Genomic DNA, 15,705 nt, shown 5'->3' on the forward strand with positions numbered 1-15,705 from the left:
AGAGCGTACCACTTTCAGCAGTTGGCTTCCTCTTCTACACCTTTCCATGAATGTCGCACTTATTATCTGAAATCGGGAGTAATATATCTAAGTTTGTTATTCCTATTCCTCCAGTGAGAGAACAAAAACTTGTTGTTGCTATGGTTAATCATTTTATGGATGTCTGCGATCAACTTAAAACTCGATTAAAAGAGTCCCAAATCACTCAACTACATCTGACTGATGCTATTGTCGAACAGGCGGTATAACCATGAGCCTATACAATATCGCCAATAAAAACCTCACCGCACTGACACCGACCACTTTTGCAGCCGAAGGGCTGCAAGAGCGGCACGATTTACAAGAAGCGCTGAAAGGCTGTATTGATGCCATCGCTCCTGACTGTTTGGTGATATCAGAGGAGTTTTCAGACTGGGAAGACAGCCGCCGCCGTATCGACCTGTTAGCCATCGACAAAAATGCCAACTTAGTCGTCATCGAGCTTAAGCGGGATGAAATCGGGGCGCATATGGAACTTCAAGCGCTACGCTATGCCGCAATGATCTCTACCATGACGTTCGACAAAGCATGTGACTACTATGCCCAGTACTTGAAGAAAGAAGGTCTAGAGATCGAGGCCCGCGAAGCCATCCTAGAGTTTGTCGATCTTGATGAGAACAGCTTGGATGACTTTGGTAACGATGTGCGAATCGTTCTAGCCTCAGCAGACTTCGGTAAAGAACTCACCACTTCTGTGTTATGGCTGCGTGATAAAGGCGTCGATATCAGTTGTGTGCGCCTCACGCCCTATCGCTACAAAGAAGATGTACTGATCAATGCTGAGCAGATCATCCCTGTTCCAGAAGTGGAAGAGTACCAAGTGAAGTTCCGCGAGAAGCGTGCCGAGCAGCGCACAAGCGTTCAAAAAGGCGAAAAAGATTACTCGGAGTACCGCTATAGCGGTCATACCTATAAAAAGCGTCACCTCGCGCTAGCGTTAGTCACGGACTGGATCGAGAAGCATCAGCCACAAAGCCTGAATGATGTACTCAACGCATTTAACGAGCCAGTAAGACGACGCATTGCCATCCTAGCAGATGATATCCCTCAAGGTAGAATTCGCCGCTTCCACAGCGATGAGGACGCGCTGATTACCCTGCCTAACGACGAGGTGATAGCCATCACCAACCAATGGAGCCTAAGCAATATCACTCGATTGATTCACTTTGCAGAGCAAAGTGGCATGGTTGTAGAAAAAGCAGACTGATTCAGCTACCCAAAGTCTCAAGTAACAAGCTTTGAGTAGAACATCGTTCTCCTCGAAGCATTTTTTATTTGTTAATCAAATACTCAATCTTTAGGTTTTGATGATTTGAGCGAGAACAGTGTTCTCGCAGTATCAATCACCAGCTCACCAATACCGTTTGCAACACTCGCGACTCAGGGAACATTGTTCCAATATTTAGAATATCCCTACTATAAGATCTATAAAATCATGGATGAGCAAAGCCTTGGGTCAATACGACCTTTTGCTAAATAAGCTCATAGCATAGTCATATTAATTAAGATCCATCCACTTAAAAAGTCAAAAATATAGTTTTTATTATACATAAAAAACTTTTTAGTCAAGTTGAAAAAACACTTGATTAAGAAAAAACATTCTAATATATTAAATCCCGTAGCAAGAAGCAGAGCTTCTATCTAGAAAGTGGCTTAAAGATATATTTAAACTAATATTACTTAACCTTTAAAAGTAAAAATAATTTCTTCCACCTCACTGGTGGCTTAAAGAAAATTTAGTTTTAATACAATTAAATGTATCACTATTTTATCCACTAATAGATGGTTACACTTCCGCGCCAACTGGCGGTTAAGCGTTGGATAAAAAGGTCGAGTTTATCTCGGCCTTTTTATTATTAATTGCAAAACTACTCTTCAGGACTTTTAATTAATTATATTTTTAGAAGGCTAGTTGTTGAGTATTAATTATTAACTCCACAAACACTACTCTCTGAAAGCCTCTCTTATTAAAAGAAAGGTTCTCTGACTTATCATTCGGAACATTGTTCTTCCACAGTTTTTTATTGATTAATTAAATACCCAATCTTTACTATTTTAAGATTGCGATAAGAACATTGTTCCAAGTAAACATCATCTCACTGTCGAGATAGTTATTCACATAAAATCAAAACAGGTGTTACTTAAAAGCTAGCGTCAGATAAGGCAATACATACGCTTTGAGCTTAGACTCTATCTGTTCCACTGTTTTTAGTTGAGCTGGTAGAACATTGTTCATAGGAGTTTCAACATCTATAACAGTGACCATTCCACTCGCTCGTGGTACCGTTTTTTTCGTTACCACTACTAGTGCTTCGGCTTCACTTTCAACGGTATCTAGTGCACTTAATAGAGCGTCACATTGAGATATTTGCGGTGTGTAACGAATCAAAAATCGGGTAGGGTTTATTGGGCTTACGAACACTTCCCGAGCAAGTTCTGCTGTTTCGTGGTAAAAGTATCGTTCTACTACATCTCCAATTGCTACCTTCCAACCTTGTTGAATGGCCGCAGTCGTTGTCGGCATCCAAAACTTAGAGAAATTCTCTCTCTGTTCTCTTGGCACATTACGTGTCAGATCGCCAATCACTGGGTGAGCAGGAACAAATCCCATGCTCTTAAAACCATCTCGTAATTCTTTGACGATTGGATTGGAGTCTTCGCATAACAAAGGGTAAATATCACGCCACAAATAATGAGGCCTTTCTATCGGCGATAGATACTTAGGATGGCTCGTAACTTGGTATGAAGGCGACAGTAACTCAGAGCGAATATAAATCACATGATCCACAGGCAATTGCAGATATCGCTCCAATTGTAAAAGGTTGCCACTCTCAACATTACCGATCGTTTCGGCAGCATCGAGTTTATTTTCACAAAGAACAATTGAACCATCACTTAATATCAAACGCATGTCTGGTCGGCATCCAGGATAGATAACTTGTGTCTCGACCTTGCTGATCAACCTGCTATCTTCGTCTCCAAAAATCAACCTGACAAATGCACGACTGAAACGTTCTGAAGACCTTAACGCCGCAGCGAAGAACTCAGTTAAATGATCCTCTTTTGCTACCGTTAGTTTTTGAGTATTGATGAATAAGCCCACAAGCATCCCTTTCTGTCAGCGCCGTTTCCTAGCAAAAAGGTTATCCGATTTTCCAGTCAGAACAATGTTCTTGTATCAAATATCAGCGTGATATCTTAGTAGCCTTGCTCTAAGCAAGAACAAGGTTCTTGCAATATCGTTAACCTCTTAACGAGTAATTACTTCTGGCAGAACTCAACTCAACCTAACAGTATCATGGAACATTGTTCTCATTGAACTCTTTCAGTTAGCCGCTTGTTCCAATGCCGCTTGACCGTCGGAATGGAGATACCAAGAGCATTTGCTGTTTTGGATTGACTCAGTCCTCTTACCCTACATTCTTGAACTTTTTGAGTTGTACTGATAGCTTCTGGTCGGCCAATCCGCTTACCCTCAGATTTAGCCCTAGCTTGCCCTTCCAACGTCCGTTCCCGAATACGGTTTCGCTCAAACTCAGCAAATGCTGAGAACATTTGTAGCATCAATCGTCCCTCTGCTGAGCTTAGATCAGCGGTCGGCAGATCCAGAGAAATTGGCGTAACACCTTTTTCTAACAGCATACTGATCGTATGCTGAACATCGATGTTATCTCTTCCAAGTCGATCAAGCTTTAGTACCACCAGTTTGTCCCCTGGTTCAAGTTTATGCTCAATCAACATTTTGAACTCACGTCGTTCAGTTGCAGGTACACTCCCCGAAACCGTCTCATGAACAATTCGGTGCTCCTGAATATCGTAGCCAGCATTCCGAATGGCTAAAATCTGATTTGAAACTGTTTGCTCACTAGTCGATACACGACAATAAGCGAATGTCCGTCCCATACTCCCCACAATAGCCCCCTTTTTGGCATCACAACTAGTATCAGAAAACGGATGTTTGTTGATACTACAGGGGTGTTTACATCTCGCTAAAGTTGACTAGTTAAGTCGATAATTAAGGCAAACCACCTTTGCCTTAATAAAAATCGAGTAAATAAATTATTACGCATAGATAAAAATCATTACTCTAAAGTTATTTATATATAATAAAAAACAAACTCAGTTAAAAAACCTTGACATTAAAATCCAACATAAAAAATTAAATTTTATTTATTTAATTTTTTATGTTATAACTATTATAACTGTTATAACTATTATAAAGTTATAATTCTAATATAAGGTTAGCTTTTACAAAAATGAAGGTTAAACCCAAATAAGTCTAAATTATTGCAGAAATTCTTCTGCCACTACTGGCACTTTCAATGCCAGTAGTGGCACATTGCTTGCCAGTCTTGGCAAATTCTCTTGCCACGAGCTTTGATGACGGAATTTTTAAGGCTTTCATCATTTGCCTGACACAAGCTCACAGGCTTTAACGTTGTGCAAAAAAAGAACAACGTTAGAACACGTTGAATGTCTCATTTTTCCTTGACTTATAACGGTTACAACCATATAAGCCAGGCACTCGGCATTCTTTATCTTCCTTAATAGGTTGTCTTTTTAAACGAACTTGAGGAACATTGTTCTTTTCATCTAAATTAATAAAGTTTGCTCTACGTAATGCTTCTTCATCCGAAATATCGTTATAAACGACTTGAAATCTATTTGGCTTAGTTTCACGTTCTTCTCTTGCAGAGAGATAACTCATTTCACGATTACGTTTAGAATAAACCAAAACTTGAGACATATCGACAACCCTCTTAATATATATAGATAAATTCAATGACTATTATATTTATCAAGTAATATTCTCTTTGTAAAGGACCTTTAACCACTATTTTAAAAATAACATTAACATTTGATTATTAAATAAAAATCGTTTGATTTTTTAATTATTAAATTAGAGAAGCAATAATTAGTTAAACTCCTACCCAAATGAAAAAGATCGGACTCTGGGCTATTAGTGTTGCGATTATCCTCCTCAAAGAATCATATTTATCATCATAGATTCCGAGTTAGGATCCTAACCGAGAATAGGGAACCAGCTTCTGACTATTGGTGCTGCCATTTCCTTACCTCAAAACAACCATAATCATCCCCATAAATTCCGAGTTAGGATCCTAACCGAGAATAAAGAACAGATTCTGACTATTGGTGACGCTATTCCCCCTCCTCAAAGAACCATATTCATCATAATTCCGAGTTAGGATCCTAACTCGGAAAAACCAATCAGGGATCAGGAAGGGTATTAGCGATCACCAGTTGCTATCTTCAACCATAAGTGTACAAAAATATATGTCATACTTACTTTTTATGGCTACTTATGAGCATTGACGTGAAGATTGAGGTTGCATTGGAGCGCCTGCATAAATTTGACGGGCGAGGTATACACGTTTATCGAAAGAGTGATCTCAGGAGATTATTTTTTGATGATTCACTTACAGCATTCCAGCAAAGTTTACCTCGTTTGGTGAAAGCTGGAGTACTAGAGCGGGTATGCAACGGTGTTTATGTATTCTCATACAGTCGTCATAAGGGCGGTTATACTATTGAATACATTGCCAAATGCTTGCGACGAGGAGAGTACAACTACATCTCTCTAGAATCGGCGCTTTCAGAATACAGTGTTATTTCCCAAGTAATGCTTGATCGAATTACGATCATGACGACTGGACGCAAGGGAGAGTTTAAGACACCTTACGGCGTTATCGAATTCACACATACGAAACGTGATGATATTGACATTATCAGCAATACCATAACTTCAGGCCGTCCCTTGCGGATTGCGAAGAAAGAAGCTGCAATTCGAGATTTGAAAAGGGTTGGCAGAAACACACACTTGATAGTGATGAATCATGATTAAGGCTGATTTGGGTACTCCCAAAAACCACACAACTCACTTTTGGACAAAAGTTTGCAGTGCTTTCCCTAAATTAGCATTTAGCGGATAATCTGAGGTATTGCAAATACCTCTTATCTATTGGCCAAATCAACTCATCCACTACAGTTCGAGTTAATCCGTCATGTGGCGGAGATCTTATACGTCGTACTGTTTCTTAGCTATGAAGACTTCCGACGAAACCGTTTTTGGATGATAACCCTGTCCCTTAGGTTGCACGATAAACTGCAATGAGTCCGACAAAGCTACAGGATTCTCTTCATAATCGTCACCAATGTACATTTGGTCTGAGAAAGGGGATATTGCATAAGCAAGATGTTCGACAAGTGTATCTCGATTAGAGAACTCACTTTCTTCTAAATTGATCATCTGCGCAATGATTGCACTATCGATGAAAGTGCCACTTAGCCAGTTAGATGTCGAAGCATAACCTGCACACCAACGTAAATTATTGGCAGTGGTGAAGACTTCGATTAACTCAGTATTCCCCCCGACGAAACATGAACCGAACATAACCCCTGTTATGTTGTACTGTTTTGATTTCATGCCAATAGCGAAAAGAATATCCTCTAACTTCATATTACCTATTTTCTTCTTGTACCCATGAGCTGCAATATAGACAATAGTGTTAGAAAACCTGACTTTACAAAGACATTCTAAGGCATATTCAAAGCTCTTTTTGTCATAAAAATCAGCATGGTAAACTTCTGTATCCCCTGCCAATTTTGCAACACCTTCAATAAAAGGCACAACACTTGAACGGTTAGAGTCACTATCATCCAATTCCCATGGACTTTCCAGCACCAGTATTCCCCGATTGGCACTATGTCTTGCCATCTTTAGTTCCTTTTAAAAAATTTTGGTATTCATTAAAGTTAAATTTGCAGCCATCATCTGAGCAAATCGTAAGGTAAGCTCAAAGCTTGAAAAATAGGCTTTGAGCTTCTTAGCTATTCGCAGCGTCAATATTGAAGAGTTTTTTCCTAATTATCAATATTATAATACCAAAATCGCTAGGTAGGCCGTTCACTTTTAAGTTATTAACCAGATTGCCATACAGTGTCATTTCCCAAGTGATGATTGACCGAATTACGATCATGACGACTGGACGCAAGGGGGGAGTTTAGGACCTCATATGGCGTTATCGAGTTCACACACACGAAACGTGATAATATTGACATTATCAACAATACCATAACTTCAGATCGGCCCCTGCGAATTGCTAATAAAGAGACATCAATTCGTGATCTAAAAAGAGTTGGAAGAAACACACACTGAATTGTGACGAATCAGGATTAAGCAGATGCGGGCACTCCCAAAAACTGCACAAATCATTTCTGGAGAGACTGTAAATAGTCCTTTGTAATTGTCGGGGTGACATATAATCACTCAGTCTGTCTTAGAACATAACCATCATATCAAGCACCAAATTACACCAAGAATATTACCGACCGTCTATAGCTTTACAGGTTACGGTAATCAATACCTTCACTTGTTCCAAAGCACTATCAAGGCAATATCGAGTTGAAAAAACATGGTTATCTGTCAATGACTCGATCTGCTTGGAGAGTCCTAAAAGTTTACGAAGAATTTTATCGAGGGTTAATGTATTGGTTCGCCAATCACTCTGGAAACGGCTATTGGCTATTAATAAATCTATCCTTAATAGATAAATTTGAAGCTCTAAGAGAATGTTCTGCTCTCCAACATTTTCCGATATGAACTTCGCATCTTCTAGGCATTTGTGAAGATTACTGGTATTGATCACGGTAGGTATTTGAGGGGTTAACAACACAAACCTCCTTGGAGGATAAGTGGCTACTATCGAGTAACCACACACCTGCGCCAGTCTTATTTAGATTTGAAAACTAGTCCATTTCTAGCCAGTTCGAAGTCTAGATACTCCCAAAAAGTGAAGTTTGTTAAGCAGATTTCATCATTCTGTCCGATACCTAGAAGAGATTTATCACCTGTTTCTTCATACTCTTCTTCAACTTCATCTGTTGCTTCCCTTAAAGCCTCTTCCACAAGCTGTTCTTGAATATCTTCGTCCGACCAACCTAAGAACTTTGCAGTTAGGTTTGATCTAAGTGGATAGTAATCGTAAATCTCTCCCAGTTGCGGCTCATATCCCTGCTGTATTGCTTTGATGCTTTGCTCCAGCCCATACAGGTAACTAGCCTCATCCCATTTAAATAGTTGATCTTCATCCACCGCAAATACAAGCCAATAATCAGGGTTAATGGCTACCTGCCAGCCTAGATAATTAAACTCTCTGATAATGGAAAAGCGGTCATCATGAGATAAAGGTATGCCCGTTATCTTCTGGATGAGACCTTCACGAACTTTGAACCTATTTTGACCTGCTTCAGCATCTGAACAGTGTTTTTGAGAACACAAAAGAATCAGCTTCGCCACATGCTCATAATTGATATGATTATTTTTAACTCTTCTTTTAATAGGCATAGTTAGTTTCATCCTGTTGTTTAATAAAGTAGTATGTGCTAACAACTAGCTAAACTCGCTTATACCTAAAACTAAGAAAGAAATCTCACGATTTTGCCCGATACTCAAGTCATCAAGCCAGTAAGTAACTCTTTTGTGACGTCTACAGGATGACTGCTCCCTTGTGGTCTTACCCAAAAACGTATTGATTCACCAAGAGTTTGGGGACTTCCATCGTCACCATTGGCTAAAGGGATATTCAAATCAAATGGGAAAAGAGCATTATGGAAGCAAGTGATAATGTCTTGTTTAGAGTTCAACTTACCCTCGTTAATATACCCTTCAGTGAACTCTTTGATTATTGCAGTTTCTAGTAGTACTGACTGAAACCAATCGACAGAGTGCTTATATGAAATGACCCAATTAGGACCATTTACAATATCAAAATTAGTGTCATATTATCCCCAGGACTTTGATTCAGAGAGAGTATCTTTGCTAGCAGCCAAACAAGAGCTAACAATCAACTGAATCGAAAGGGGTTCGATGAGAATAGTCTCTTGACCTTTTACTCGTGAAAGGGGCGTCAATTAGCATAGCGAATATAACTATCCACTTTTTCTTTCAGAACAGCGTCGTATACACTAGGATTCTATTACTTCGTTCTGAGAAGGATACTCATGAAAGCTCGCATTGGGGTTGCATCGGAAGATCTCATTCGTAGGCACATGATTAGTGTGGCCGCAGGCAACATTAGCCATAACAAGCATCTACCGACGCTTTGGTTCACGTCACTAAATGAAGCCTCAAAGCTACTGTGTAATGAGAATATCGAACTAATGCTGCTGATCAATAGAGAAAAGCCTGAAAGTCTAGCTGAGCTTGCGGAGATTAGCGGTCATCATATCCGCGAACTCTCACGAACTCTCGACGACTTATCATCAAAAGGATTCATCCAGTTAGAGGAAAAAGGCAACGCTTGCCGCCCTATTGCTGTATTTACTGACTTTGAGATTATTCTCGGCAAAGAATTAGAGAATACACTGCAAGAAGGCTATCTTTCATGATACCGAACACTCGTTACTGCGGCGCATGCCGCTTGGGTAGCACAGCTTCATGCTGTGCAGACTCGAATGGTGATTGTTCTTGATACTTTCCGTCTAGGCCAACTTGATAGCCATAGATGATCTCTTCCAGTTCTATTTTGAGGGCTTCAGTTACTTCAACTAGCTTATCAGTATTGGTAAAGATAGCGTGATCAAGCAAGTCAAGAAGTCCATTTAGCGTAACCTTACTATCCTTTGATTCGGCTTGCTCGTTATCACTTCTTGTAGCCTTAGCCTCGTTCTTCATATCAGCCTCGCTCATAAAAATGCCTGCCGTACACACGGCTGTAGCACAATTACACTCTCGCCAGCCTCTGAGAAGTTTCCTCAGCAAAAAACCTTAACTGTTTACAATAAAAACGATTAATTTCAGACAGTTATAAACCACCAAGATTTAGACACTAAAAGTTAGTGTCTAAATCTTAGTGCCGAAAAATCAAACAAAGCGTCCAATCATTGTCTTCCATGGAGGTTTCACTTTAAGCTACTGATGTTAAAGCACTTAGCGTATGTGCTCACTTCTCTAATCTAAAAAACCCCTGTACCATGGAGAAGTCAATCAACTCTAAGGTCATGATAGTTTGAAGTTTTACGTTGTTTCCGATCTGCATCTCGACATTCACGGAATACGCCGTGATTTCTGGTATAGCTTCGATAACGAAGCCACTTTAGTCGTTGCAGGTGACACAGCGAACGGCCTCTTAGGCATGGCGTATGTGAAGAATGTACTTTGCCGCCACTTTAAGACTGTGATAATGATTGCAGGAAACCATGAATGGTATAGCAATAAGAGTAAATCCTACCGCCATAGAAGTACGTCCGTTGGGTGCAAATCTAGTGCTAACTCTGACGTTCTCAAAGATTCTAGGAGTTCCGTACTAGCCAAGCTTAAGGCTCATAGTGATACAACTGAAAACCTGTTCTTTTTGAATAATGAGTCAATAAATTTAGATGGATGTAGTATTTATGGAGGAACTCTTTGGTTTCCTATCCACACATACTCGTCTGCGCTGATTGATGTGTACTCAGAACTGATGAATGATACAAAGTACATCAGCCATCAAATGATTGAAGAGCAGCACAAAGCATTCATTAACAACTTTCCAGAGAAAGTTGATATAGCAATATCTCACCACCTTCCATCTAAAGAAGCTTTTGCTTTCGAGCAAAATGCCAGCAGCGATTATGCTCCGTATTATCATGCAGGGTTGAGTAATGAGTTGATCTCAAGAGCTAGGTATTGGGTGGCAGGGCATCAACATGATGCTGTAGAGAAAGTCATCGCTGACGGTAGGACGACATTTATTTGTAACCCCAAGGGTTCTGTACGCTTAACCAGTGGATTACTTACTAATAAAGCTTATTACCTATAAGAGCTAGCCAGCAACAAACTTCGGCATCTGAAAGCCCGCTAGGGCTTTCTCACTGTGATCATTGGCCTTGTGAAGCAACCAATCAGAAATGATGCATAGATTCATCACCTCCCTTCACAATGCCAACACTATCATTCGCACAAATACACACATAACACTTTTACGCGCATAAAAGTGTTATTTAATACATTTTTATGCGCACTTAAATGTTAACGCTTGCATTTTATTGCGCATTTTTATGTAATAAACAATCGACCAGATAAGCACTTTAACTGAGGTGGCTAGATGAAACGAACACTACTTGAAAACCTACTCACCTGGAAAGACAAGCCGACAAGGAAGCCTTTGCTGATTGACGGTGCTAGACAAACTGGTAAAACATTCCTATTGCAGGAACTATTAGGAAGTACATTCGAAAATGTCCTAAGAATCGATTTTCTAGAAAGCCCTGAGTTAATGGAAGCCTTTTCAGGCTCTCTAAACCCTGATGACATCATCACCAACATTGAACTCTTAACAGGAGAAATCTTCGAACCATCGACAGATCTCCTTATTTTAGATGAAATTGGTGAATGTCCAAGAGCGGTCACCTCTCTTAAGTACTTTGCAGAAAAGGCTCCCAAAGCTTATGTTGCGGCCAGTGGTTCAAATATCGGATTGCTCACGTCCTTTCCCGTTGGAAAAGTTGAGCAGCACAACTTAAGGCCACTGACTTTCAGGGAATTCTTGTGGGCATCTGGAGAAAAAGCACTGCACAAAGCATTTGACCAAAAGCTGAACTCTTCAGCTGCTCATACAAAATTAATCGAACTACTGACCGATTATTATTTTGTTGGCGGTATGCCTGAAGCCGTAAACTCATGGTTCGAAAACTCAGAACTCAGTATTATTGAACGCATTGAAGCCGTATCTGAAGTCCATAGGAACTTAATTGAGGGCTACATGCGTGATTTCGGAAAGTACTCTGGAAAAGTGGACGCACAGCTAATCGAATCTGTATTTCGAAGCATTCCCGCTCAACTATCTTCGGTATTCGACGACTCCGTTAAACGGTTTAAGTTCAAGGGAGTTCACGAACGCAAGTCTCGCTATGCTGAATATGAAAGTGCGATTACATGGCTTCACAAGTGTCGGCTTGCTTTAAAAAACCATCCTATTGAAGGACAGCCTCGTTCTCCTTTAGCTGCTTATCAGAAGGACAATACAGTTAAACTATTTCTCTTTGATGTAGGGCTATTGAACCATATGCTCGGTACTGGTTACCGTGAAATCAAACAGCAAGGCTATGAATACAAGGGATATGTCGCCGAAAACTATGTTCAACAGGAAATCGCTGCGCTAGGTATTGAACCAAGTTTCTCTTGGGGAGACGCAAGAGCAGAGATAGAGTTCATTATCGCTGATGACCTAGGTCGAATTGTGCCTGTAGAAGTAAAGAGTGGTAAGCGAACCCGTGCGAAATCATTGCAATCCTACATCGAGAAGTGCAAACCCCACAAGACAATCAAACTTACAGGTACTCAAGGCTCTCCAGCAACAGAGAAGGAGCACATCGTGATGCCGCTTTACTACACCGAATACTTACTTGATCACCTGAATGATCTAGACAAAAACTAGGTAGTAACAAAATTAACAGAAAGCCCCAATGGGGCTTTCAAAAACAATCTTTATTTAAGATTAGCTCTTAGCGACTGAGTACTTTTAATGTCTGGAAAAGGTAACGTTTCAGCGGAGGGTACAACTGACAACGCTGGTGGAACATACCCAATCAACTCTTTCAATTTACTGCTCCAGGCTTCAAGCCCAACTAACTTATCGTCAAAATAGTCATAGCGATCATAGTGACGTGTACTCACATCTTGTAACGCGTGATTTTGAATACGATCTCGAACTTCCTTGCTGATTCGGCATGCCCCCATCAAAGTTTTACACGTTCGGCGAAGATCTTTAGGCACAAACTTATCGAATCCTACGGCATCGCGATAACGAGTCACTGCACGACAAATTGAGCTAGTTTTCATGGGTTCTTCTGCATCTTTGGGATTTGGAAAAACATATCGTCCACCACCAGAAAGCTCATATTGTTTCTGAAGTATTTCAAAAGCCAATCCGTTCAACGGTACGATATGATCTTTTTTGTTTTTGGAACGTTCTTTAGTGATGCAGACAAACCTTTCTTCCCAATCAACATTCCACCATTCAAGTGTAATCACCTCATATGGTCGTTGTCCCCCTAGATAGATGCACAGTTGAAGTAAGTGCCTCAAATCTTGTCCGATGGGTACAAGATCATAGTTTTCACGAAGATCTTTTAGTAGACGCCGTAACTCTCGCCATTCTAAGAACCTTTCACCAATGCGCTCTCCATCTTTTTGCTTTGGAATTGGTGCTACTGGATTGTATTTTATGCCAAATTTCGACTCTAAAGAGAAATAGCGAGGATCGTTATCAAAGCGCATCCCATGGTTAAACGCCGCCATCACATAGCTACGTACTCGGTTGCTTTGGGTGATAGCTCCACGCTGGATCATCATACTAATAACGTATTTAATATCATCTGTCGTTACATCACACGCTTTGGTGTTTTTGTCTATATATGGATAGAACTCTCGTACCAGCGCATTTCGCACGTCTTCATACGTTCTCTTTCCATCTATTTTCATGCGCTCCGTGTAGCTATGAAATAGCTCATCAATGGTTCCTAAGCTTTTACTCTCAGCATCAATTTTTTTCTGCTCGCTCTCTTGTTGTTCAAGGTGCAATTTAGGATCTTTTCCGCCGAGCAACAGTTGTGAGAAAACTTGGGCTTTCTCGCGAGCTTCTGTAAGAGTCATGCTGCCAGCACGTGCACTGAATAAACCGATTGAGATAAATTTTTCTTTCTGGTGCTGGTAGTAGCGAAACACGAACTGCTTTTTCCCACTAGTGAAAATTTTTACTCCCAAACGCCCTGTACCGCGTTGACCTGATTGATCCCAGAGATAATAGGAATTTTTACTACTGGTCGCGGATTGAATTTTAGTAACAGTTAACATTCTGATTTTCTCTTGTCTTTTTTGGCGAAGTTAACTTTCTAGGTCAATAGACATAACCTAAAAGCAGCCAAAAATAATATTGACAGATTTCATGCCTAAGCAAAGCTAGGTCAGGTAATGGGTCAGACAAGAGAAAAGTGACATGAAAATCAATGCAAACTAACGCAACAAAGACAAACAGATAAATATTTGAATTTAATAGAAATTACCAAGCATTGCATACTCATAAAAATGAACCTGGTAGGACTCATAATCGATTGGTCCGCAGTTCAAGTCTGCGAGGGGCCACCATATTTCGAAAGGCGTAGCAGGTTAATACCTACTACGCCTTTTTTGTATCTTATATCTTTGGGTACAGTTTCGGTTGCGGTAACTCGTCACTAACCTCGTAATAGCTTTTCTTCTTCCCCTCTTCTTTAACTATTATCTGGCTTTCTATACGAGCAATAGAAACAAAATGTCTGCTCGTGATTTAAACCATTGACCCTCAGACAACTTCTGATAGGATGGACATATAAACGTATAGACGTCTAAAAAAATGGAGCTACAATGAAAAATATTGGTCACTTAAAGAAACTAGCTTTGATTCTCACGGCAGTAGTCGGCTTAAGCGCTTGTGGAGAAAAAGATGACTCTGTCATTAAAGTGGGCGCGACAGTTGGACCACATGCACAAGTAGTCGAGGCGGTAGCGAAGGAGGCAGCAAAGCAAGGTTTGAATGTCGAAGTCATTGAGTTTTCTGACTACGTGACACCTAATGCCGCTCTTAGCGATGGTAGCATCGATATTAATAGCTATCAGCACCAGCCATTTTTAGACAACTTCAACAGTAGCCATAACGCCCAATTAGTATCAATTGGTCAGTCCATTCTTATGCGTATGGGGCTTTATTCCAATAAGTATCGCTCACTGCAAGAGCTTCCAAACAATGCACGTATAGCGCTTCCAAATGACCCTACCAACGGTGGCCGTGGTCTGTTGCTACTCGCCGATGCAGGTTTAATTGAGCTGAAACAGGGTGTTGGCCATAAAGCCGCCCTAACTGATATCACAAAAAACGCAAAATCATTTGAATTTGTCGAGGTAGATGCCGCTCAGCTACCAAGAACATTAGATGATGTGGACGCGGCTGCGATTACAATGAACTACGTAATGTCTTCTGGTTTAGATCCGAAGAAACAAAGTATCTATCTTGAAGCAAAAGACGCCCCATTAGCAGTCATGGTCATCGCCACTCGTGACGCAGACAAAAATAATGAAGCGTATAAAAAGTTCGTTTCTATTTATCAATCTCAAGCGATTCGTGATTATCTCGATCGCACTTTCAAAGGCACAATCGAAGCAGCTTTTTAATCAATAAAGCAGCGAATACTTTGCCCACGAATCAGATAGAAAAGAGGCTAATGTTTTCTCATAGCCTCTTCTTTTCATTACTCACTAAATCGACTCATTGTCGACTTTCAGCCTCTAACTTCATTGCCAAATAAGCTTGGTCAGCAGAAACCAATTCAGGACGGTTAATCAACTTCCAGAGGAAGTATGGTGGGATTAAAAATACGATGAAGTAGAGAGATTCATGGAAGAAAACATCGGCTATCGTTTGCTGATGCTCCCAAAGTGCCGTCAGTGCGAAGAGCTCTAACATCACGCCTAATACGCCAAAGACGACAGAGACAACAATCGCTAAACCCAGTAGTTCTCTAACAAAGTGCTTGTATGCCATGATACTAATTCCTTCTAGCAATAAGTCATACTAACTTACGCTCATAAGAAACAAGTGAGCTTGATTATTATCAAACTCACCTCATCAC

The 15,705-nt window shown here is 40.4% G+C and carries 14 protein-coding genes and 1 pseudogene; 7 read left to right on the forward strand and 8 right to left on the reverse strand.

What is annotated here, in order from left to right; genetic code table 11:
* The first annotated feature begins 250 nt into the window (after positions 1-250).
* The gene (locus tag R7Z77_RS11220) at positions 251-1,246 is read left to right on the forward strand and encodes a hypothetical protein (RefSeq protein WP_140104346.1); all 996 of its coding nucleotides are present in this window, start codon (positions 251-253) and stop codon (positions 1,244-1,246) included.
* 930 nt (positions 1,247-2,176) lie between these two features.
* On the opposite strand, the gene R7Z77_RS11225 is transcribed toward R7Z77_RS11220, so the two are convergent.
* The 3 genes from R7Z77_RS11225 to R7Z77_RS11235 form a co-directional block, all read right to left on the reverse strand.
* Complete coding sequence (locus R7Z77_RS11225; protein WP_253652033.1) at positions 2,177-3,148, reverse strand: hypothetical protein; 972 nt, start codon at positions 3,146-3,148, stop codon at positions 2,177-2,179.
* A 203-nt stretch (positions 3,149-3,351) separates the two neighbouring features.
* On the reverse strand, positions 3,352-3,942 hold the full coding sequence (locus R7Z77_RS11230; protein ID WP_001963163.1) for a recombinase family protein: 591 nt from the start codon (positions 3,940-3,942) through the stop codon (positions 3,352-3,354).
* 556 nt (positions 3,943-4,498) lie between these two features.
* Positions 4,499-4,786: a hypothetical protein gene (locus R7Z77_RS11235; protein ID WP_253652032.1), complete on the reverse strand. Its 288-nt coding sequence runs from the start codon at positions 4,784-4,786 to the stop codon at positions 4,499-4,501.
* A 576-nt stretch (positions 4,787-5,362) separates the two neighbouring features.
* Between R7Z77_RS11235 and abiEi the strand changes: the two genes are divergently transcribed.
* Complete coding sequence (gene abiEi, locus R7Z77_RS11240; protein ID WP_253652031.1) at positions 5,363-5,902, forward strand: type IV toxin-antitoxin system AbiEi family antitoxin; 540 nt, start codon at positions 5,363-5,365, stop codon at positions 5,900-5,902.
* Positions 5,903-6,076: 174 nt separating this feature from the next.
* Here the strand turns inward: abiEi and R7Z77_RS11245 are convergent, their stop codons facing one another.
* Complete coding sequence (locus R7Z77_RS11245; protein WP_213869531.1) at positions 6,077-6,775, reverse strand: hypothetical protein; 699 nt, start codon at positions 6,773-6,775, stop codon at positions 6,077-6,079.
* 218 nt (positions 6,776-6,993) lie between these two features.
* On the opposite strand from R7Z77_RS11245, the pseudogene R7Z77_RS11250 reads away from it, so the two are divergent.
* Positions 6,994-7,216: pseudogene (locus tag R7Z77_RS11250) on the forward strand (hypothetical protein); the annotation flags it as partial.
* A gap of 573 nt (positions 7,217-7,789) precedes the next feature.
* Here R7Z77_RS11250 and R7Z77_RS11255 read toward each other — a convergent pair.
* Positions 7,790-8,404, reverse strand: coding sequence for a hypothetical protein (locus R7Z77_RS11255; protein ID WP_250154589.1), 615 nt, complete (start codon positions 8,402-8,404; stop codon positions 7,790-7,792).
* A 656-nt stretch (positions 8,405-9,060) separates the two neighbouring features.
* Between R7Z77_RS11255 and R7Z77_RS11260 the strand changes: the two genes are divergently transcribed.
* Positions 9,061-9,447, forward strand: a complete 387-nt coding sequence (locus R7Z77_RS11260) for a transcriptional regulator (RefSeq protein WP_253652030.1) — start codon at positions 9,061-9,063, stop codon at positions 9,445-9,447.
* A 13-nt stretch (positions 9,448-9,460) separates the two neighbouring features.
* Here R7Z77_RS11260 and R7Z77_RS11265 read toward each other — a convergent pair whose 3' ends face one another.
* Positions 9,461-9,733 (reverse strand): hypothetical protein, encoded by a 273-nt coding sequence (locus R7Z77_RS11265; protein ID WP_318136662.1) that lies wholly within the window; start codon positions 9,731-9,733, stop codon positions 9,461-9,463.
* 334 nt (positions 9,734-10,067) lie between these two features.
* Between R7Z77_RS11265 and R7Z77_RS11270 the strand changes: the two genes are divergently transcribed.
* Positions 10,068-10,859 carry a metallophosphoesterase gene (locus tag R7Z77_RS11270; RefSeq protein ID WP_078581137.1) on the forward strand — a complete coding sequence of 264 codons (792 nt, stop codon included), beginning with the start codon at positions 10,068-10,070 and terminating at the stop codon, positions 10,857-10,859.
* 285 nt (positions 10,860-11,144) lie between these two features.
* Positions 11,145-12,476 (forward strand): ATP-binding protein, encoded by a 1,332-nt coding sequence (locus R7Z77_RS11275; RefSeq protein WP_253652028.1) that lies wholly within the window; start codon positions 11,145-11,147, stop codon positions 12,474-12,476.
* Between the two features lie 50 nt (positions 12,477-12,526).
* Here R7Z77_RS11275 and R7Z77_RS11280 read toward each other — a convergent pair whose 3' ends face one another.
* Positions 12,527-13,894, reverse strand: a complete 1,368-nt coding sequence (locus R7Z77_RS11280) for a tyrosine-type recombinase/integrase (RefSeq protein WP_182019229.1) — start codon at positions 13,892-13,894, stop codon at positions 12,527-12,529.
* 549 nt (positions 13,895-14,443) lie between these two features.
* Here R7Z77_RS11280 and R7Z77_RS11285 point away from each other — a divergent pair.
* On the forward strand, positions 14,444-15,247 hold the full coding sequence (locus tag R7Z77_RS11285; RefSeq protein WP_054576655.1) for a MetQ/NlpA family ABC transporter substrate-binding protein: 804 nt from the start codon (positions 14,444-14,446) through the stop codon (positions 15,245-15,247).
* Positions 15,248-15,341: 94 nt separating this feature from the next.
* Here the strand turns inward: R7Z77_RS11285 and R7Z77_RS11290 are convergent, their stop codons facing one another.
* Positions 15,342-15,617: a hypothetical protein gene (locus R7Z77_RS11290; RefSeq protein ID WP_005379716.1), complete on the reverse strand. Its 276-nt coding sequence runs from the start codon at positions 15,615-15,617 to the stop codon at positions 15,342-15,344.
* Positions 15,618-15,705: the final 88 nt, after the last annotated feature.

Source organism: Vibrio sp. 1401, assembly GCF_033340295.1.